This window comes from uncultured Methylibium sp. (assembly GCF_902826655.1).
In the GTDB taxonomy this organism is placed as follows: domain Bacteria; phylum Pseudomonadota; class Gammaproteobacteria; order Burkholderiales; family Burkholderiaceae_C; genus Methylibium.
Map to the genome: position 1 here is coordinate 1 of NZ_CADEFR010000066.1, position 17,401 is coordinate 17,401.

The 17,401-nt window shown below is 68.1% G+C and carries 20 protein-coding genes; 15 read left to right on the forward strand and 5 right to left on the reverse strand.

Annotated elements, in window-relative coordinates:
- From ppsA to QZV97_RS17825, 12 genes are all read left to right on the forward strand, one after another.
- Window positions 1-1,196: phosphoenolpyruvate synthase (gene ppsA / locus QZV97_RS17770; protein ID WP_295645643.1), on the forward strand; the 1,196-nt coding region annotated here is incomplete at its 5' end.
- Between the two features lie 153 nt (window positions 1,197-1,349).
- A complete protein-coding gene (locus tag QZV97_RS17775; protein ID WP_295645646.1) occupies window positions 1,350-1,649 on the forward strand; it encodes a hypothetical protein in 300 nt (99 codons plus the stop codon).
- An 8-nt stretch (window positions 1,650-1,657) separates the two neighbouring features.
- The gene (locus QZV97_RS17780) at window positions 1,658-2,257 is read left to right on the forward strand and encodes a tetratricopeptide repeat protein (protein WP_295645650.1); all 600 of its coding nucleotides are present in this window, start codon (window positions 1,658-1,660) and stop codon (window positions 2,255-2,257) included.
- Window positions 2,258-2,378: 121 nt separating this feature from the next.
- On the forward strand, window positions 2,379-2,636 hold the full coding sequence (locus QZV97_RS17785; protein ID WP_295645653.1) for a DUF4212 domain-containing protein: 258 nt from the start codon (window positions 2,379-2,381) through the stop codon (window positions 2,634-2,636).
- Window position 2,637: 1 nt separating this feature from the next.
- A complete protein-coding gene (locus tag QZV97_RS17790) occupies window positions 2,638-4,776 on the forward strand; it encodes a VC_2705 family sodium/solute symporter (protein WP_295645656.1) in 2,139 nt (712 codons plus the stop codon).
- Between the two features lie 186 nt (window positions 4,777-4,962).
- On the forward strand, window positions 4,963-5,331 hold the full coding sequence (rpsF, locus tag QZV97_RS17795) for a 30S ribosomal protein S6 (protein WP_295645658.1): 369 nt from the start codon (window positions 4,963-4,965) through the stop codon (window positions 5,329-5,331).
- Between the two features lie 34 nt (window positions 5,332-5,365).
- On the forward strand, window positions 5,366-5,671 hold the full coding sequence (gene priB / locus QZV97_RS17800; protein ID WP_295645661.1) for a primosomal replication protein N: 306 nt from the start codon (window positions 5,366-5,368) through the stop codon (window positions 5,669-5,671).
- A gap of 29 nt (window positions 5,672-5,700) precedes the next feature.
- Entirely contained in the window at window positions 5,701-5,991 is a 291-nt protein-coding gene (rpsR, locus tag QZV97_RS17805) for a 30S ribosomal protein S18 (protein ID WP_295645664.1), read from the forward strand.
- 13 nt (window positions 5,992-6,004) lie between these two features.
- A complete protein-coding gene (gene rplI, locus QZV97_RS17810) occupies window positions 6,005-6,457 on the forward strand; it encodes a 50S ribosomal protein L9 (RefSeq protein ID WP_295645667.1) in 453 nt (150 codons plus the stop codon).
- 155 nt (window positions 6,458-6,612) lie between these two features.
- The gene (gene dnaB / locus QZV97_RS17815; protein WP_295645670.1) at window positions 6,613-8,040 is read left to right on the forward strand and encodes a replicative DNA helicase; all 1,428 of its coding nucleotides are present in this window, start codon (window positions 6,613-6,615) and stop codon (window positions 8,038-8,040) included.
- A gap of 102 nt (window positions 8,041-8,142) precedes the next feature.
- Window positions 8,143-8,451, forward strand: a complete 309-nt coding sequence (locus tag QZV97_RS17820; RefSeq protein ID WP_295645672.1) for a hypothetical protein — start codon at window positions 8,143-8,145, stop codon at window positions 8,449-8,451.
- Window positions 8,451-8,645, forward strand: a complete 195-nt coding sequence (locus QZV97_RS17825) for a hypothetical protein (RefSeq protein WP_295645675.1) — start codon at window positions 8,451-8,453, stop codon at window positions 8,643-8,645. Before QZV97_RS17820 ends, QZV97_RS17825 begins: the two co-directional genes overlap by 1 nt.
- A 19-nt stretch (window positions 8,646-8,664) precedes the next feature.
- On the opposite strand, the gene QZV97_RS17830 is transcribed toward QZV97_RS17825, so the two are convergent.
- Genes QZV97_RS17830 through imuA form a run of 3 tightly spaced genes read right to left on the reverse strand, consistent with a single transcriptional unit; the run spans window position 8,665 to window position 14,158 of the window.
- Window positions 8,665-11,898 carry an error-prone DNA polymerase gene (locus QZV97_RS17830; protein ID WP_295645677.1) on the reverse strand — a complete coding sequence of 1,078 codons (3,234 nt, stop codon included), beginning with the start codon at window positions 11,896-11,898 and terminating at the stop codon, window positions 8,665-8,667.
- A 12-nt stretch (window positions 11,899-11,910) separates the two neighbouring features.
- Entirely contained in the window at window positions 11,911-13,416 is a 1,506-nt protein-coding gene (locus QZV97_RS17835; RefSeq protein WP_295645679.1) for a DNA polymerase Y family protein, read from the reverse strand.
- Window positions 13,346-14,158 (reverse strand): translesion DNA synthesis-associated protein ImuA, encoded by an 813-nt coding sequence (gene imuA / locus QZV97_RS17840; RefSeq protein WP_295645682.1) that lies wholly within the window; start codon window positions 14,156-14,158, stop codon window positions 13,346-13,348. The genes QZV97_RS17835 and imuA overlap by 71 nt, the downstream gene beginning before the upstream one ends.
- Window positions 14,159-14,259: 101 nt before the next feature.
- Between imuA and QZV97_RS17845 the strand changes: the two genes are divergently transcribed.
- Complete coding sequence (locus QZV97_RS17845) at window positions 14,260-15,192, forward strand: IS1595 family transposase (protein WP_295645685.1); 933 nt, start codon at window positions 14,260-14,262, stop codon at window positions 15,190-15,192.
- Between the two features lie 95 nt (window positions 15,193-15,287).
- Window positions 15,288-15,635, forward strand: a complete 348-nt coding sequence (locus tag QZV97_RS17850; protein ID WP_295645688.1) for a hypothetical protein — start codon at window positions 15,288-15,290, stop codon at window positions 15,633-15,635.
- Between the two features lie 123 nt (window positions 15,636-15,758).
- Here QZV97_RS17850 and QZV97_RS17855 read toward each other — a convergent pair whose 3' ends face one another.
- The gene (locus QZV97_RS17855) at window positions 15,759-16,532 is read right to left on the reverse strand and encodes a hypothetical protein (RefSeq protein WP_295645691.1); all 774 of its coding nucleotides are present in this window, start codon (window positions 16,530-16,532) and stop codon (window positions 15,759-15,761) included.
- Between the two features lie 172 nt (window positions 16,533-16,704).
- Here QZV97_RS17855 and QZV97_RS17860 point away from each other — a divergent pair, with 172 nt between their 5' ends.
- Window positions 16,705-17,070, forward strand: coding sequence for a hypothetical protein (locus QZV97_RS17860; RefSeq protein WP_295645694.1), 366 nt, complete (start codon window positions 16,705-16,707; stop codon window positions 17,068-17,070).
- Between the two features lie 13 nt (window positions 17,071-17,083).
- On the opposite strand, the gene QZV97_RS17865 is transcribed toward QZV97_RS17860, so the two are convergent.
- A partial coding sequence (locus QZV97_RS17865; protein ID WP_295645697.1) for a PhoH family protein occupies window positions 17,084-17,401 on the reverse strand: 318 nt, incomplete at its 5' end.

The following is a 17,401-nucleotide window of genomic DNA, read 5'->3' on the forward strand; positions in this document are numbered from 1 at the left end:
ACATGACCGACCCGAACTGGGAGCCGGTGATGAAGCGCGCCAGCGCCATCGTCACGAACCGCGGTGGCCGCACCTGCCACGCGGCCATCATCGCGCGAGAGCTCGGCATCCCGGCGGTGGTCGGCTGCGGCGATGCGACCGAGACGCTGAAGGACGGCGCCCTGGTCACGGTGGCGTGCAGCGAAGGCGACACCGGCTACATCTACGACGGCCTGCTCGAGACCGAGGTGCAGGACGTCGAGCGCGGCGAGCTGCCGTACTGCCCGATCAAGATCATGATGAACGTCGGCAACCCGCAGCTGGCCTTCGACTTCGCGCAGATGCCGAACTCCGGCGTCGGCCTGGCGCGGCTCGAGTTCATCATCAACAACAACATCGGCGTGCACCCGAAGGCGATCCTCGACTACCCGAACGTCGACGCGGACCTGAAGAAGGCCGTCGAGTCGGTGGCGCGCGGCCACGCCTCGCCGCGCGCCTTCTATGTCGACAAGCTGGTCGAGGGCGTCGCCACCATCGCGGCGGCGTTCTGGCCCAAGCCGGTGATCGTGCGGCTGTCGGACTTCAAGAGCAACGAGTACAAGAAGCTCATCGGCGGCTCGCGCTACGAGCCCGAGGAAGAGAACCCGATGCTGGGCTTCCGCGGCGCCTCGCGCTACATCAGCGCCGATTTCGGGGAGGCCTTCGCGATGGAGTGCGAGGCCCTCAAGCGCGTGCGCAAGGACATGGGCCTGAGCAACGTCGAGATCATGGTGCCCTTCGTGCGTACGCTGAAGCAGGCCGAGCGTGTGGTCGGGATGCTGGCCGACCAGGGGCTCAAGCGCGGCCAGGACGACCTGCGCGTCATCATGATGTGCGAGGTGCCCAGCAACGCGATCCTGGCGGACCAGTTCCTCGAGCACTTCGACGGCATGTCGATCGGCTCCAACGACCTGACGCAGCTGACGCTGGGCCTGGACCGTGACTCGGGGCTGGAGTTGCTGGCGGCCGACTTCGACGAGCGCGACCCGGCCGTCAAGGCGATGATCTCGCGCGCCATCGCCGCTTGCCGCGCGCACGGCAAGTACATCGGCATCTGCGGGCAGGGCCCCAGCGATCACCCGGACTTTGCCGACTGGCTGGCCGCCGAGGGCATCGTCTCGATCTCGCTGAACCCGGACAGCGTCGTGGAGACCTGGACGCGACTGGCGCAGCGCTGATCCCCGACGATCGGCGTGCCGACGGCCCCTCGCGGGGCCGTTTTGCTTGAGGCCCGCGGGCAAACCCTAGGAGGGCAAAGCCGGAGGCTGACGCGCCCGTCAGTTTTAAGTAAGGCCACCTTCAACAATGACACTACCTGTTACGACGCCCCCATGCTGCTTCTGGTGACCTCCATCAAGCTCGTCGCTGAAATCGCCCTCTGCGCGCTCGCCGGCCGCTTTCTGCTCGGCCTGCTCGCAGGAGCCAAGCGCGAGCAGAACCTCTTCTATCAGCTGCTCGGCATGATGACCGCCCCGTTCACCAGGACCTTCCGGCTCATCACGCCGAAGTTCGTGATCGATCGCCACATCCCGCTGCTGACCTTCGTGGCGCTGGGATGGCTGTGGGTGTTCATGCTGATCGAGAAGGTCAGCCTGTGCCGCACGATGCCCGGCCAGGGGCTGTGCCAATGAGCGCCGCGATGGTGAACGCCGCCCGCCCGTCGCGGTTCCAGCTGCTCCTGCTGAAGTGGCGGATCCAGGCCTGCCTGACGTTCGGTCTCAAGGCGCGCGCGCTCGAGACGATCGAGGAAGTGCTGGCGCTCGACCCCGACAACGCCCATGCCCTGGCCAGCCGCGCGCACCTGCGGGCGACGGACGGCGACCGCGGCGCGGCGATCGCCGACCATCGTCGCCTGCTGGCGGCTCGGGCCGACGACGCTCATGCCTGGTTCAATCTCGGGTTCCTGCTCGAGCAGGACGGGCAGCTGGCCGAGGCCGAGGCGACCTTCCGCCGCGCGATCGAGCTCGAGCCCAAGCTGGACCGGGCGTGGTACGGGCTCGGGCTGGCGCTGATCCGCCAGCATCGCTACGACGACGCCGTCATCGCGCTGAAGCGCAACACCGAATTGCAGCCCATGAGCCCGCACGGCTGGTACCAGCTGGCGCGGGTTCATGTCGATCGCCAGCAGCCCGACGAGGCGGTGAAGGTCATTCGCCATCTCAAGGGCTTCGAGCCCAAGGTCGCCGCTCAGCTCGAGCGCGAGACCGGCTTGATGGCGGGTCCCGCCAGCGAGCGCTGACGGCGATGAGCAGGCACCCCTTGCTGCAGGACCGGCGCCCGAGAGCGCCGGCGGGTGTCACGGGAGATATCAGCGGTGGCTCCCCGATGGAGTCGGGACAACATGTGTTGGAGGTGTGGCGATGCAATTGACCGAAAGTCAAAAAGGCTACTGGGCCAAGAACCTCAGGATCACCTCGATCCTGCTGGCGATCTGGTTCGTGGTCACGTTCGTGATGGCGTATTTCGCCCGCGACCTGAACTTCGTGTTCTTCGGTTGGCCCTTCAGCTTCTACATGGCTGCCCAGGGTTCGCTGATCATCTATGTGCTGATCATCTGGTTCTACGCGCGGACCATGAACCGCCTGGACCGGGAACACGGCGTTGCCGAGGAGGAATGACATGGCTGGCATGAGCAACTCGCCGGGTGGTCAGGTGACCACCAGCGGCAACGCTGCGTTCAAGTCGCAGCTCAACAAGGTCTACACCTGGTACACGGGCGGCTTCGTCGCTTTCGTTCTGGTGCTGGCTGTCCTCGAACAGATGGGTTTGCCGCGCAGCTGGATCGGCCTGATCTTCTTGCTCGCGACCATCGGCCTATACGCCGGCATCGGCATCATGAGCCGCACGACCGATGCGGCCGAGTACTACGTGGCCGGCCGGCGCGTTCCGGCGATCTACAACGGCATGGCGACCGGCGCCGACTGGATGTCGGCGGCATCGTTCATCGGCATGGCCGGCACGCTGTACCTCAGCGGCTTTGGCGGATTGGCCTTCATCATGGGCTGGACCGGCGGCTATTGCCTGGTGGCGCTGTTCCTCGCGCCCTACCTGCGCAAGTTCGGCCAGTTCACGATCCCCGACTTCCTGGGCGAGCGCTACGGCGGCAACGCGGCGCGCTTCATCGGCATCTTCGCCGCGATCCTGTGCTCCTTCACCTACGTGGTGGCGCAGATCTACGGCGTGGGCATCATCACCGCCCGCCTGACCGGTCTGGCCTTCGAGATCGGCGTGTTCGTCGGCCTCGGCGGCATCCTGGTCTGCTCGTTCCTCGGCGGCATGCGCGCCGTGACCTGGACGCAGGTGGCGCAGTACATCATCCTGATCATTGCCTACATGATCCCGGTGGTGTGGCTGGGCATGAAGCAGAGCAACGTGCCGGTGCCACAAGTCGCCTACGGCTACAAGCTGCAGCAGGTCACCGAGCTGGAGAAGAAGCTCAAGGCCGACCCGAAGGAGCTGGAGGTCATTGCCGAGTTCAAGAAGCGCGCTGACACGGCCGCCGAGAAGCTGAAGGACGTGCCGGCCGCGATGGCCGCCGACAAAGCAGCGGCCAACGAGAAGCTGGCCAGCCTGAAGTCGAGCAATGCGCCGCTGGCGGACGTGCAGGCAGCCGAGAAGGCGCTCGCGGCCCTGCCGGCCACCGAGGCGGACGCCAAGAAGGCCTACACGGCAGCCAAGACGGCCAACGAAGCGCGCGCGAAGCCGCTGGCTGGCATGCCTGTGCACGCCCAGCAGTTTGCCGGCGATCCGAACGGCGACGAGAAGGCGAAGGAAGCCTTTGACACCTCGCGTCGCAACTTCCTCGCGCTGGTCTTCTGCCTGATGGTCGGTACGGCCTCGTTGCCGCACATCCTGATGCGGTACTACACGACGCCGTCGGTGAGGGAGGCGCGCGAGTCGGTGACCTGGTCGCTGTTCTTCATCTTCCTGCTGTACTTCACGGCGCCGGCTCTCGCGGTACTGGTCAAGTTCGAGGTCTTCAGCAACGTCGTCGGAACACCGTTCGACCAGTTGCCGGCTTGGGTAGCGAACTGGGTGCGAGTCGACCCGGCGTTGCTGTCGGTGACGGACGTCAACAAGGACGGCATCCTGCAACTGGGCGAGATGAAGATCGGTGGCGACATCATCGTGCTGGCGACGCCGGAAATCGGCGGCCTCCCCTACGTGGTGTCGGGCATGGTGGCGGCCGGCGGTCTGGCGGCAGCGTTGTCCACGGCCGACGGCCTGCTGCTGACGATCGCCAATGCGCTGTCGCACGACCTGTACTACAAGATGATCGACCCGAACGCCTCGACCTCGCGGCGCGTGACGATCTCGAAGATCCTGCTGCTGGTCGTCGCCCTGGCGGCGGCCTACGTGGCCTCGCAGAAGCCGGCGGACATCCTGTTCCTGGTCTCGGCGGCGTTCTCGTTCGCGGCGGCGGCGTTCTTCCCGGCCCTGGTGCTCGGCATCTTCTGGAAGCGTGCTTCCAGCGCCGGTGCCGTGCTGGGCATGATCGCGGGCCTGGGCACGACGATGTACTACATGATCCACAACCAGCCTTGGATGCGTGGCGTGTTCGGCATCACCGAGCCGGTCAGCCTGTGGTTCGGCATCCAGCCGATCTCGGCGGCCACCTTCGGCGTGCCGGTCGGCTTCGCGGTGATCATCCTCGTCAGCCTGTTCACCCCGGCACCCAACAAGAAGGTGCAGGAGCTGATCGAGCATGTCCGCTACCCGAACCTGAAGGGCGACATGGTCAAGAGCCTGGCCAGCTGATGCAGTGCCGGCTTCGGCCGGCCTGCCAGATTGGCGCACGGCCCCCGGCAACGGGGGCCGTTTTCATTGTTGCGGCTATAATTTCGGGCTTACCTTGCCGCACCCCACCTCGACGCTCGGGGGCGGCTTCCCTGCCAGACGGCCGTGCACGCACGGCGGCGAGGCGGAAACCCACAAGGAGTACTGATGCGTCACTATGAAATCGTCCTGCTGATCCATCCGGATCAAAGCGAGCAGGTTCCGGCCATGCTGGAACGCTACAAGGGCCTGGTCACCGCTGCCGGCGGCAAGGTCCACCGTGTCGAGGATTGGGGTCGGCGCCAGCTGGCCTACATGATCAACAAGCTCGCGAAGGCCCACTACCTCTGCCTCAACATCGAGTGCAGCAAGGAAACGCTGACCGAGCTGGAAACCGGCTTCCGCTTCAACGACGCGGTGCTGCGGCACCTGACCGTCGCGAAGACCAAGGCCGAGACCACCCCCTCGATCATGATGAAGGCCGTCGAGCGCGAGGAATCGCGCAAGGCGCCGCAGCCGCAGGAGGCCGCCGCCTGATTTCGGCGAGGCCCCGCGTGTCACGGACGCCGGCATGAACCGCGTGGTTCTGCAGGCCCAGGTGGCACAGCGGGGAGCGACACGCTACACGCCCGCCGGCTTGCCGGCCCTGGACTTGAGCCTCAGGCACGAGTCTCAGGTCACGGAAGCCGGGCACCCGCGGAAGGTCTCCCTGGAGATCCGGGCCGTGGGGATCGGGGTGGTGGCCGAGCAGCTGGCGACGCTGGCGGTGGGTGACACCGCGACCTTCGCAGGCTTTCTCGGGGCCGCCCGCAACGGCAAGGGCGTGCTGCTGCACCTCACCGAATTCGACATGACGGCGCCGACCCGCCCGCTCTGACCCCGTTTCAAGCATCACAGGAGTTCACCATGCCCCCGCCCCGTGGAAAAGGCCGTTTCGGCAAGGACAAGCGCCCGAAGCGCAATGCCCAATCGCTGCTGTTCCGTCGCAAGCGCTTCTGCCGCTTCACCGTCGCCGGTGTCGAACAGATCGACTACAAGGACGTCGACACGCTGCGCGACTTCATCTCCGAGAACGGCAAGATCACGCCGGCCCGCCTGACCGGGACCCGCGCGTTCTTCCAGCGCCAGCTGACGACCTGCATCAAGCGCGCGCGCTTCCTGGCCCTGCTGCCGTACAGCGACCAGCACAAGGTCTGAGGAGGCCGCGATCATGCAAATCATCCTGCTCGAGAAAGTCGCCAACCTCGGCAACCTCGGTGAGGTCGTCAAGGTCAAGGACGGCTATGCCCGCAACTTCCTGATCCCGTCGGGTGCGGCTCGCCGCGCGACCGAGGCAGCCGTCAAGGAGTTCGAGACGCGCCGTGCCGACCTGGAGAAGGCCGCTGCAGCCAAGCTGTCGACGGCGCAGGCCGAAGGCGAGAAGCTGGCCGGCAAGTCGATCAGCGTCACGCAGAAGGCCGGCGTCGACGGCCGCCTGTTCGGCTCGGTCACCAACCACGATATCGCCGACGCGCTCGGCAAGGTCGGCTTCGCGGTCAGCAAGGCCCAGGTCCGCATGCCGACCGGCCCGCTGAAGACCGTCGGCGAGCACGCCGTGACGGTGGCGCTGCACACCGACGTGGTGGTCGACGTGAACGTGACGGTGGTCGGCGACACCGACTGATCGCACTCGTGATCGGCATGCAGGAAGGCCGGCGCAAGCCGGCCTTCCTGCTTTGTGCCGATGCTCGACTTGTCCTCGGGCACCCCCAGGACGCCCACCGCATTTCCACAGGCTTGCCCACAGGCCGGGCCGGCCGTGCCCGCTAAGATCGAACGATGTCCGCGACCCTCTACGGCAGCGATGCCGCCGCGCGCCCCGATCCTCGCGCCGACGACGAAGTCGCGCGGCTGCGCATCCCTCCTCACTCGATCGAGGCTGAGCAGAGCGTGCTCGGCGGCCTGCTGATCGACAACGGTGCCTGGGACCGCGCCGGCGACCTGCTGACCGACGGCGACTTCTACCGCTACGAGCACAAGCTGATCTACGCGGCGATCGGCAAGCTGATCAATGCCGCCAAGCCGGCCGACGTGATCACGGTCTACGAAGGACTGCAGTCGCTGGGCAAGGCCGACGAGGTCGGCGGTCTGGCCTACCTGAACGCCCTGGCCCAGAGCGTGCCGAGCGCTGCCAACCTGCGGCGCTACGCCGAGATCGTCCGCGAGCGGGCGGTGCTGCGCAAGCTGGTCGCTGCCAGCGACGAGATCGCCACCAGCGCCTTCAATCCGCAGGGCCGTGCGGTGTCGCAGATCCTCGACGATGCCGAGGGCAAGATCTTCCGCATCGGCGAGGAGGGCTCGCGCAGCCAGCAGGGCTTCCAGCCGATGGACAAGCTGGTGGTGCAGCTGATCGACCGCGTGACCGAGCTCTACGAGAACGGCGCCGAGGAGGTGACCGGCGTGCGCACCGGCTTCTACGACCTCGACCGCATGACGGCGGGCCTGCAGCCGGGCGATCTGATCGTGCTGGCCGCCCGCCCGTCGATGGGCAAGACCGCCTTCGCGCTGAACATCGCCGAGAACGTCGCCGTCAACGAGGGCCTGCCGGCGGTGGTGTTCTCGATGGAAATGGGGGCCTCGCAACTGGCGCTGCGGATGGTGGGCTCGCTCGGTCGCATCGACCAGAGCCATCTGCGCACCGGCAAGCTGGGCGACGACGAGTGGGGCCGCCTGACCGAGGCGGTCGACAAGCTCGGCAAGGCCTCGATCTTCATCGACGAGAGCGCGGCACTGACGCCGACCGAACTGCGTGCCCGCGCACGCCGCCAGGCGCGGCAGTGCGGCCAGCTCGGGTTGATCGTCGTCGACTACCTGCAGTTGATGAGCGGCAGCGACGGCGGCAGCGACGAGAACCGCGCCACCGTGCTGGGCGAGATCTCGCGGGGCCTGAAGTCCCTGGCCAAGGAACTGAAGTGCCCGGTGATCGCGCTGTCGCAGCTCAACCGCAGCGTCGAGACGCGCACCGACAAGCGGCCGATGATGAGCGACCTGCGCGAGTCGGGTGCGATCGAGCAGGACGCCGACGTCATCATGTTCATCTACCGCGACGACTACTACAACAAGGACGCGTCCAAGGAGCCGGGCGTCGCCGAGATCATCATTGCCAAGCAGCGTAACGGCCCGGTGGGCACGGCCAAGCTGACCTTCCTGAAGCCGCTGACCAAGTTCGACAACCTGGCGCCGGGCAGCGTGGGCAGCGACTACTGATCCCGCGGTGCGGGCATCCGCCCGCCGGCTTGACAGCCCAGTCGGTGTACATACACTGTCCATGGACATGACCTGTCGGTCATCCCCACCGGAGTCCCCGCCATGGCAGCCGCCGTCGAACGCATCGTGGTCCAGGCCACGCTCCAGGACAAGCAGGCCATCGCCGCCAAGGCGAAGAAGCTCGACCTGCCGATCTCCGAGCTGATGCGCCGTGGCGCCTTCGCCTACCAGGCCGACGAGGCCGACGCCGAACTGGGCGCACTGGCCGATGCGGCCAAGGGCGCGGCCGACCGTGCCGGTGCCGCGATCGACGATGCGCTGGCCTTCATCGAGGCCAGCAACAAGCGCATCGCATCGATGGAATCCAAGGCCGCCCGGGCGGCCCGCGCCCCGGCACGCAAGGCCGCCTGATGGGCGTGACCGACCGCGTCTGGGGTGCGCTGACCTCGATGATCAAGCTCGAGGACAAGGTCAACCGCCAGTCCGAGGCGATGAAGCTGCAGCAGCAGAAGATCGAGGACCTGACCGGGCGCGTGATCCGGCTCGAGGCTCAGATCGAGTTGCTGACCGGCGCGGCGATGATCAAGCGGTTGAAGGGACCCTGAAGCCGCCCCCGCGCAAGGCTCAGTGGAAGTCCCGCGACGAGGTGCCCAGGCGCCCGAGCCAGGGCGTCACGTCGACCAGCCGGCGCGCGACCAGGTGCATCACGCCTTCGGGCGTTTTCTGCCACTGCCCGGCCACCGCCAGCAGCCGCGAAGCCAGCAAGGCCTGGCGATACCGCTCGCGCACGTGCCGCCAGACGATCACGTTGACCGAGCCGGTCTCGTCTTCCAGGGTCACGAAGATCGTGCCGTTCGCCGTCTCGGGCTGCTGGCGCATCACGACGATGCCGCAGGCCCAGGCGGATGCGCCATCGCGCAGGCGGGCCAGGTCCTCGGCATGGCGCCAGCCCCGGCGCGCGAGCTGCGGGCGCAGCAGTGCGACCGGATGGCGACGCAGCGTGAGACCGGTGGAGGCGTAGTCGAGGCGGATCTCCTGGCCTTCGGGTGCGGGCGGCAGTGCGAGCGGTTCGTCCGGTTGCGGTGCATCGGCCAGCAGGGCGGTGAAGCGCGCCTGGCCGGCCGCGAGCCAGGCCTGCTGCCGACGGTGACCGGCCAGGCCGATCAGGGCATCGGCACGGGCCAGGCACTGCAGCTCCTGCGGATCCAGCGCGGCGCGCAAGGCCAGGTCGTCGAGCCCGGAGAAGGGGGCATGGGTTCGCGCAGCCATCAGCCGCCCGGCGGCGTCCGCATTGAAGCCCTTGACCAGCCGCAGGCCCAGGCGGACGGCCGGTTGTGATGAAGCGGGCTCGGGTTCGAGGGTGCAGTCCCAGTCGCTGTGGCACACGTCGACGGCGCGCACCTCGATGTCGTGACGCTTCGCGTCCTGCACCAGTTGCGAAGGCGAGTAGAAACCCATCGGTTGCGAGTTCAGCAGCGCGGCCAGAAAGACCGCCGGCTCGTGGCACTTGAGCCAGGCGCTCACGTAGGCCAGCAGCGCGAAGCTGTAGGCATGGCTTTCGGGGAACCCGTACTCGCCGAAGCCGGTGATCTGCTTGAAGATGTTCTCGGCGAACGCGGCGTCGTAGCCTTTGCCGACCATGCGACTGACGATGCGCTGGTGAAAATGGTGCACGCCGCCCTTGCGCTTCCAGGCCGCCATCGCGCGGCGCAGTTCGTCGGCTTCTCCTCCGCTGAAGTCGGCCGCGATCATGCAGATCTGGATCACCTGTTCCTGGAAGATCGGGACGCCCAGCGTGCGCTTCAGCGCTTCCCAGAGGGCCGGGTAGGCCGGTGCCGGGAGTTGCCTGCGGCGCTGCAGCTCGCGCTGCTTGAGGTAGGGATGGACCATGCCGCCGCTGATCGGCCCGGGCCGCACGATCGCGACCTCGACCACCAGGTCGTAGAACTCGCGGGGTCGCAGCCGCGGCAGCATGCTCTGCTGGGCGCGGCTCTCGATCTGGAACACGCCGGCAGTGTCGGCGCGGCAGATCATCGCGTAGGTGGCCGGGTCATCCTGCGGCACGTCGGCCAGGCCCCAGTCGCGGCCGCGCAGCTGGCGCAGGAAACCGAAGCCGCGCCGGAGCATCGTCAGCATCCCCAGCGCCAGCACGTCGACCTTCAGCAAGCCCAGCGACTCGAGGTCGTCCTTGTCCCACTGGATCACCTGCCGGTCGGGCATGGCGGCGTTCTCGACCGGCACCATGCGCGAGAGCTCGTCGCGTGCGATCACGAAGCCGCCGACGTGTTGCGACAGGTGGCGCGGAAAGCCGTGCAGCGTCGCGCTGAGCTCGAGCCACTGCCGCGTGAGCGGCGAGCCGGGATCGAAGCCGTTTTCCCGCAGGCGCTGGTCCAGCTTCTCGGCGTCGTCGAACCACTGGTGGCTTCTGGCGAGCCGGGCGATGCGTTGCTCGTCGAAGCCGAGTGCCTTGCCGACGTCGCGCACCGCGCTGCGCACGCGATAGGTGATCAGCGCCGCGGCCAGCGCGGTGCGGTGGCGTCCGTACTTGCCGTAGACGTACTGGATCACGGTCTCGCGCCGCTCGTGCTCGAAGTCGACGTCGATGTCCGGGGCCTCATCGCGCTCTTCGCTGATGAATCGCTCGAACAGCAGCGTGGTGCGGGTCGGGTCGACCGCCGTGATGCCCAGGCAGTAGCACACGGCCGAGTTCGCGGCCGAACCGCGGCCCTGGCACAGGATCCCTTGCGAGCGCGCATGGCGCACGATGTCGTGCACGGTCAGGAAGAAGGCTTCGTAGCGCTTGCGGGTGATCAGCGCGAGCTCGTGCTCGATCTGCGCATGCACCGACGCCGGCACGCCGTCGGGGTAGCGTCGGCGGGCGCCGTCCTCGGTGAGGCTGCGCAGGTGCTCGGCCGCGCCGACGCCCGGCGGCGTGATCTCGGCCGGGTACTCGTACCTCAGTTCCCGCAGGTCGAAGCTGCAGCGCTGCGCCAGCGCCACGCTGCGTGCCATCCATGCCTCGCGGTAGAGCCGCGCCAGCGTGGAGCGTGGGCGCAGGTGCTGTTCGCCGTTGCGCGGCAGCGCCAGACCGCAGTCGGCGAGCGGGCGCTTCAGGCGGATCGCGGCCAGCGTGTCGAGCAGGGCCTTGCGCGAGCGCGCGTGCATCCGCACATCGCCGGCCGCCACGAGCGGCAGGCCGCTGGCGGCCGAGAGCGCGAGCAGCCCTGCGACCCAGGCGTCGTCGTCGGCCCAGCGCAGCAGCTCGACGGCGATCGAGGCGTGCTCGCCGAAGCGTCGCGCGAGCGCGCGGGCCTGGGCCGACAACGCGGCCTCGTCGTCCTCGCGCTGCGGGATCAGCAGCGCCAGGCAGTCGGGCAGGCCGGGCGGATGGCCGGCGCCGGCCAGCAAGGCATCGAGGTCGTCCGTCGCCAGCCGGTAACTGCCCTTGCTGCTGCGTTGCCGGCCACGCGTGATCAGCCCCGACAGCTGGGCATAGCCGTCGCGGTTTTTTGCGATCAGCACCAGCCGCAGGCCGGGCTCGTCGCTCGTGGCTTCCAGCGTGAACTCGGCGCCGATCAGCAGCTTCAGTGGCCGGCCGTCGGCCGGCAGTGCCTTCCAGGCGTCGTGCGCACGCACGACGCCGGCCACCGAGCATTCATCGGTGATCGCGATCGCGTCGTAGCCCAGCTGGGCGGCCCGCTGGACCAGTTCGCTCGGGTGCGAGGCCCCGGTCAGGAAGCTGAAGTTGCTGCGGCAGTGCAGCTCGGCATAGGCCGGCAGGCCGGAGGCATTGACCTGCGGCGGCGGCTCGGGCGGCGGCGCCGGCCTGGGCGCCTTCGGATGGGCGGGCTGGGGCATGGGCGAGGGACCTCATCCGAACCAGCCGTGCAGGAACCAGCCGCCGGGATGACTCGCAGGAGCCGCAGGGCCCGGGCGATGCTCGCGGTAGATCCAGCGCAGGCGATGGTCGCGGCCTTCGGCGACGTGGTAGTCGCGCCGCACCAGTGCGCCGTCATGCCAGCCGGCTTCGATGCGCTCGGCGCGCGAGCACAAGCGCAGCGGGCCGTCGTGCAGCGGCTGCTCCAGGGTCGGGTCGCAGGCCAGCGGCAGCGGGGCCGGCAGCAGCCAGGCCGGGCGGGGCATCGCGGTGACCTCGGCTGGCGGCGGCAGCGCCGCGTGGGTCGGCAGCGCGCGCTGGGCCTGCTCGGGCCGGTGGTCGGCCACCGGCCACCAGCGCTGCACGCGGTCGGCGCCGAGGCGGGCGACCAGCCGGTCGAGCAAGGCCGCGTGCTCGTCGTTGGCCTGGCCGGGCAGCGGCAGCAACTCGCCGGGGCGGCCACCATGCGGCACCGCGGCTTCGAGCACGAGCTCGATCTCATAGACCGGTGCGATCAGCGCGTGGCGCTGCAGGCGCTCGCGCCACAGCAGCGCCAGCTGTTCGGGATCGCGGCTCGGCGTGCCGAGCTGCAGCCACAGCAGGGTGTCGGGTGGTCGGTCGGGGTCGTAGCGGCTGGGCTCGTGGCCCAGCCGCAGCACCAGGGTGGTCGCAGCCAGCCAGCGTCGCTGCAGCCAGCCGATCAGCGCCGGCAGCAGCACCTGCACGGCGGCGACCAGCACCTCGGCACGGTCGGCGCGTTGCATCAGTTCGCGCCGGCAGGCGAAGCGCTCGGGCGGCTCGAACCAGCGACGCGGGTCGGGCGCGTCGCCGTAGGCGCGATCCAGGGCCAGGGCCAGCTCGTGGCCGAGGCGCCGCTGCAACCCGGCGCGCGGCAAGGCGCGCAGCGCGCCGAGATCCTGCACGCCCAGGGCCTCGAGCAGCTCGGCCTGGCGCGGCGCCAGCGGCAGCAGGGCGCGCAAGGCGTCGGTCGGCAGGCGGTCGAGCTGCTGCGTGCAACTGCGCGCCTGGGGCCGGTGACGCCGGATGACGCCGCTGGTGGCCAGCAGCCAGGCGGCGGCGGCGGTCGGGGCGCAGGCGCTGCGCACGTGCAGCTGGCTGTCGCGGGCCAGCTGGCGCGCGCGTCGCAGCAGCGGTCGCAGGCCGCCGAACAGGCGCAGCGAGGCGCGAACCTCGAGCAGCAAGCCGCTGTCGGTCAGGCTGAGGCTGGGCGAGAGCGCCGCCAGCGCCAGCGCCAGCCGCTCGACCAGCGCGGCCTCGCGATCGGTGTCGCGCGGCACCACCTGCAGCTGCGGCACCAGCGCCAGCGCCGTCGCCACGCTCTGCCCGGCCTGCACGCCGAGCGCGCGCGCGGCCCGGTTGGCGCCGAGCAGCCGGTGCGGCTCGGCCACCGCCACCGGCAGCGCGAGCTCAAGCCCGGCTTGCGACCAGGGCAGGGCCTGCAGCGGCAGCTGGGGCAGATGCAGCGCGATCCACAGCATCGCGGGACCTCGTGACGGGAAGGGGATCGCCCGGGCCGCGGCGCAGGGTCGACGCCGGCCAGGGCAGGGACAGGATCAGGGGCACCGCCATCGGTGGCCCGCGGCGCTTGAACACCTCGACCGACAACTGGCGGCCGGCCTGCGGCGCGACGGCCAGGCGCAGCGGAGCCGGGCTGCTCTGCTCGCGGACCGGCGGTGGGCGCAGGGCCATCAGCGGCGTGCAGCCGGCCTGGGCCGCCAGGTGCAGCCGGCGCAGCGTGGCGGCCGGCACCGGGCGCTCGCTCCACCACAGCACGGCCGCGCAGCTGCCGGCGCGCAGCGCCTGCTCGGCCGCCCAGGCGCCGTCGGCCGGGCGGGCCGGCTGGACGCAGACCAATCGCGACAGGCCCAGGCCGAGGGCCTGGAGCGCCGCGACGCAGGGCTGGGCGGGCGGGGCGATCCAGACCAGGTCGCGCGAGCCGGCTTCACGCCGCCCGAGCCCGCGCAGCCAGGGCGCCAGCAGGGCCAGTTCGCCGCTGGCAGCCGGCATCAGCAGTTCGGTCAGGCCGGCGAGCGGCCAGCCGCCGTCGGGCAGCTCGGCGTCGAGGGCCCGCCAGCCGGTGGGTGCGGTCGGCAGACGACTGTGCGCCAGCTGCCCGGCCTGCCACAACGGCAGGCCCAGCCGCGGCGCCAGATCCGCCAGCGCACGGGCAGCCGGCCGCGGGGGCGGGGCGGAGGGCGGGCAGGTGGCAAGGGCTGACATGGAGGTGGCCGAAGGGGATGGATACTGTACATAAATCCATATGTTTTACTTGACGTACCCAATCTTCTCGCTCAGACTCGAAGCCCCAAGCGAGGCCCACCATGAGCGAATCTTTCCTATCTCAGCCCTACTTCCATAGCGAAGCGGCTGCCTACGGCTTCATCGAAGCGCGCCTGTGGGCCAACGGTGTGATCTGTCCGCACTGCGGCGAGATCGGCAAAGCAGGCAAGCTCGGTGGCGCCTCTACCCGCATCGGCACCTGGAAGTGCTACGGCTGCCGCAAGCCGTTCACCGTCAAGGTCGGCACCATCTTCGAGTCGAGCCACATCAAGCTGCACTTGTGGCTGCAAGCGATCTTCCTGATCGCGTCAAGCAAGAAGGGCATCAGCTCGAACCAGCTTCACCGAACCCTGGGCGTGACCCTGAAGTCGGCTTGGTTCATGGCCCACCGCATCCGCGAAGCAATGAAGGACGGCAGCCCTGGCCTGCTCGGCGGTGGCGGCTCCATCGTGGAAGCCGACGAAACCTTCATGACTCCGAAGAAGGGCGAGAAGGTCAAGGCTGCCGGCCACCACCGCGCCAAGGTCGTGTCGCTGGTTCAGCGCGACGGCAAGACCCGATCGTTCCACGTTGCCAACGTGGACGCCGCAAACCTTCGCCCGATCCTGATGGCGAACATCGCCAAGGACTCGCACCTGATGACCGACGGTGCAGGCCACTACCGGCCCATCGGCAAGGAATTCGACCTGCACGAGTCGACCAACCATCAAACCAAGGAGTACGCGAAGCCTTCCAAGGTCGCGGGTGTCTCCGCACACAGCAACACTGTCGAGGCCTACTTCTCGGTGCTCAAGCGCGGCATCACCGGCACCTATCAGCGCGTGAGCGAGCAGCATCTGCAACGCTACGTCGACGAGTTCGACTTCAGGTTCTCCAACCGCAAGTCGCTGGGCGTGGACGACGCGACTCGCGCTGACCGACTGCTGATGGGCGTGGTCGGCAAGCGGCTCACCTACGAAACGACTCGTGGCTGAAACTGGGTGGTGGAAGCGTCGTCCCCACTACTTCCCAAGGCGGAAATGATTTGAACTCGCGCGCAGCGACGATGTCTCAGTCACTCAGCCCCTCGATGGAGATGTTCATGGAGTCGTCACCCCGCGACGGATCAAGTGATGCCTCAACGGGCGGCAAACGAATCGCCTCGGTGTACCGCTGCAAGATGCGATTCGACACCTTGGAGCCGACCGACTATTTGGATATCCGCTACTGCCATAGATGCCAGCAGCGCGTCTTCCAAGTGGCTGGCGCCGATGGCTTCGTTCAGGCCGTAGCCGCAAAGGGCTGCGTCTGGGGCCCGGTTGAGGCTGGCAAAGCTGCGGAAGAGAACCCGGCGCGCTTTTGGCTCTCTCAACCCTTGGTTGAGCGCCGAGCATCAGATGCAGTCCTTCGCTGGCATGAACTGGATCAGGAACCATGAAGACACCCAAGACCACGCCCGACGACGCCGAGCAATCCAAGCGCTTCGAGGAAACAGCGCTCAAGCACGGCGTGGATGATGGTGGCGCGGCGTTCAAGCGAGTCCTTGGTGTCGCGGTGCCGCCTAAGCGAGCGGCTGCCCCTGCTCGTCCATCCGCGCGGCCAGCTTCTTCACGAAAGCGGTGACGTTGGCAAGGATCAGCTCGGCCTCGGGCTGGTCGTAGTGAGTCTCGACATGCATGGTGGTGTTGCGCCATGCGTCCTTCACGGCGATGAGGGTCGCGTGAGCCGATGTGAAGAAGTCCTCGTCTGCCCACCCGCCCTTGCTGCGACGCTGGATCTCGTCGCGGATAGCGTTGCAGAGCCGCCCCCAGTTTCGATTCGCATCCGGCACCTGCGCGAGGCCAAGGCAAAGGTGGATGGCATTGAGGCCAACCTCCACGGCGCGCATCGCGTGGAACACCGAAGCGGTGTACTCGCCAACGGCTAGGCAGTTCCCGGCGCGCGATAGCTCCCGACCGGCGCTCGGCATCGTTGGGACGCTTTCTTGGCGGCCGAAGTGTTTGGCGCGGTCGCTGGGGACGAACAGGAAGAGCTGAGCCGCCATCTCGTCCATCGCCACATCCACGAGCTTGTCGTACTCGCCCGAGCTGCGCGGCGGGCGTTCTGTTGCACGGTCAAAGCCAGCCTTGGCGATCTTCAAGCCGAGACCATCGCAGAGCTTCGACAAGTCGGCCAAGTGATTCTTCAACTGCCGCCGCTCATCAGAGGTCAGAGGACGGCCTGGGTCGTCTTCTTCGTGCTCGGCCATGTACAGGCGACCGCCGAACTCATGGATGAGTTGGCCCAAGTGGACGTAGTGATGCGCGTAGACCTTCAACATGTCCAGCAAGCTCATGAGGCTCGAACAAGTTCTCATAGTAGGACAGTTGGGTACGTCAAGTAAAACATATGGACATAAATACAGTATCCGTGTCAGCCCGGATCACCTCCCCGGGTTCCTACGGAATGGCGCCCGTGGCCTCGCCGGGCGCAAGCTCGTGCATCCCAGATCCTTCGAGGAGACGTCGATGAGCACCCCCGATACCTGCTGCGGCCTCGTGCCCTACTTCAAGGTCCACGCCGGCAAGATGGCCGAGTTCAAGGCCCTCGGTCCGCGCTTCATCGAGGCGACGAAGAAGGAGCCGAAGTGCCTGTACTACGGCTTCAGCTACGACGGCGATGCGGCGCACTGCCGCGAGGGCTACGAGGACGCGGCCGGCGTGCTGGCCCACCTCGACAACGTCGGCGCGATCCTCGGCGAGGCGCTGAAGATCGCCGACATCGCACGGCTCGAGATCCACGGCCCGGCTGCCGAGATCGACAAGCTGCGCGAGCCGCTGAAGGGCTTGAATCCGCAGTTCTTCGTGCTCGAGCCGGGCGCCTTCCGGCGCTGAGCGCGAGCGGGCGTCAGAGCACTTCGGAGGCGTAGTCGGCCAGCCGCGAACGCTCGCCGCGCGCCAGCATCACGTGGCCGCTGTGCGGCCAGCCCTTGAAGCGGTCGACCGCGAAGGTCAGGCCCGAGCTGCCCTCGGTCAGGTAGGGGGTGTCGATCTGCGCCAGGTTGCCCAGGCAGACGATCTTGGTGCCCGGGCCGGCGCGCGTGATCAGCGTCTTCATCTGCTTGGGCGTGAGGTTCTGCGCTTCGTCGATCAGCACGAACTTGTTCAGGAAGGTGCGGCCGCGCATGAAGTTCAGGCTCTTGATCTTGATCTTGCTGCGCACCAG

Coding starts and splice junctions, on each gene's coding strand:
- rpsF (WP_295645658.1), top strand. CDS start 4,963: ATGCGTCACTATGAAATCGTCCTGCTGATCCATCCGGATCAAAGCGAG.
- QZV97_RS17845 (WP_295645685.1), top strand. CDS start 14,260: ATGAGCGAATCTTTCCTATCTCAGCCCTACTTCCATAGCGAAGCGGCT.
- QZV97_RS17785 (WP_295645653.1), top strand. CDS start 2,379: ATGCAATTGACCGAAAGTCAAAAAGGCTACTGGGCCAAGAACCTCAGG.
- dnaB (WP_295645670.1), top strand. CDS start 6,613: ATGTCCGCGACCCTCTACGGCAGCGATGCCGCCGCGCGCCCCGATCCT.
- QZV97_RS17775 (WP_295645646.1), top strand. CDS start 1,350: ATGCTGCTTCTGGTGACCTCCATCAAGCTCGTCGCTGAAATCGCCCTC.
- rpsR (WP_295645664.1), top strand. CDS start 5,701: ATGCCCCCGCCCCGTGGAAAAGGCCGTTTCGGCAAGGACAAGCGCCCG.
- QZV97_RS17790 (WP_295645656.1), top strand. CDS start 2,638: ATGGCTGGCATGAGCAACTCGCCGGGTGGTCAGGTGACCACCAGCGGC.
- priB (WP_295645661.1), top strand. CDS start 5,366: ATGAACCGCGTGGTTCTGCAGGCCCAGGTGGCACAGCGGGGAGCGACA.
- QZV97_RS17820 (WP_295645672.1), top strand. CDS start 8,143: ATGGCAGCCGCCGTCGAACGCATCGTGGTCCAGGCCACGCTCCAGGAC.
- QZV97_RS17825 (WP_295645675.1), top strand. CDS start 8,451: ATGGGCGTGACCGACCGCGTCTGGGGTGCGCTGACCTCGATGATCAAG.
- QZV97_RS17850 (WP_295645688.1), top strand. CDS start 15,288: ATGGAGATGTTCATGGAGTCGTCACCCCGCGACGGATCAAGTGATGCC.
- imuA (WP_295645682.1), bottom strand. CDS start 14,158: ATGTCAGCCCTTGCCACCTGCCCGCCCTCCGCCCCGCCCCCGCGGCCG.
- QZV97_RS17855 (WP_295645691.1), bottom strand. CDS start 16,532: ATGAGCTTGCTGGACATGTTGAAGGTCTACGCGCATCACTACGTCCAC.
- QZV97_RS17835 (WP_295645679.1), bottom strand. CDS start 13,416: ATGCTGTGGATCGCGCTGCATCTGCCCCAGCTGCCGCTGCAGGCCCTG.
- QZV97_RS17780 (WP_295645650.1), top strand. CDS start 1,658: ATGGTGAACGCCGCCCGCCCGTCGCGGTTCCAGCTGCTCCTGCTGAAG.
- rplI (WP_295645667.1), top strand. CDS start 6,005: ATGCAAATCATCCTGCTCGAGAAAGTCGCCAACCTCGGCAACCTCGGT.
- QZV97_RS17860 (WP_295645694.1), top strand. CDS start 16,705: ATGAGCACCCCCGATACCTGCTGCGGCCTCGTGCCCTACTTCAAGGTC.
- QZV97_RS17830 (WP_295645677.1), bottom strand. CDS start 11,898: ATGCCCCAGCCCGCCCATCCGAAGGCGCCCAGGCCGGCGCCGCCGCCC.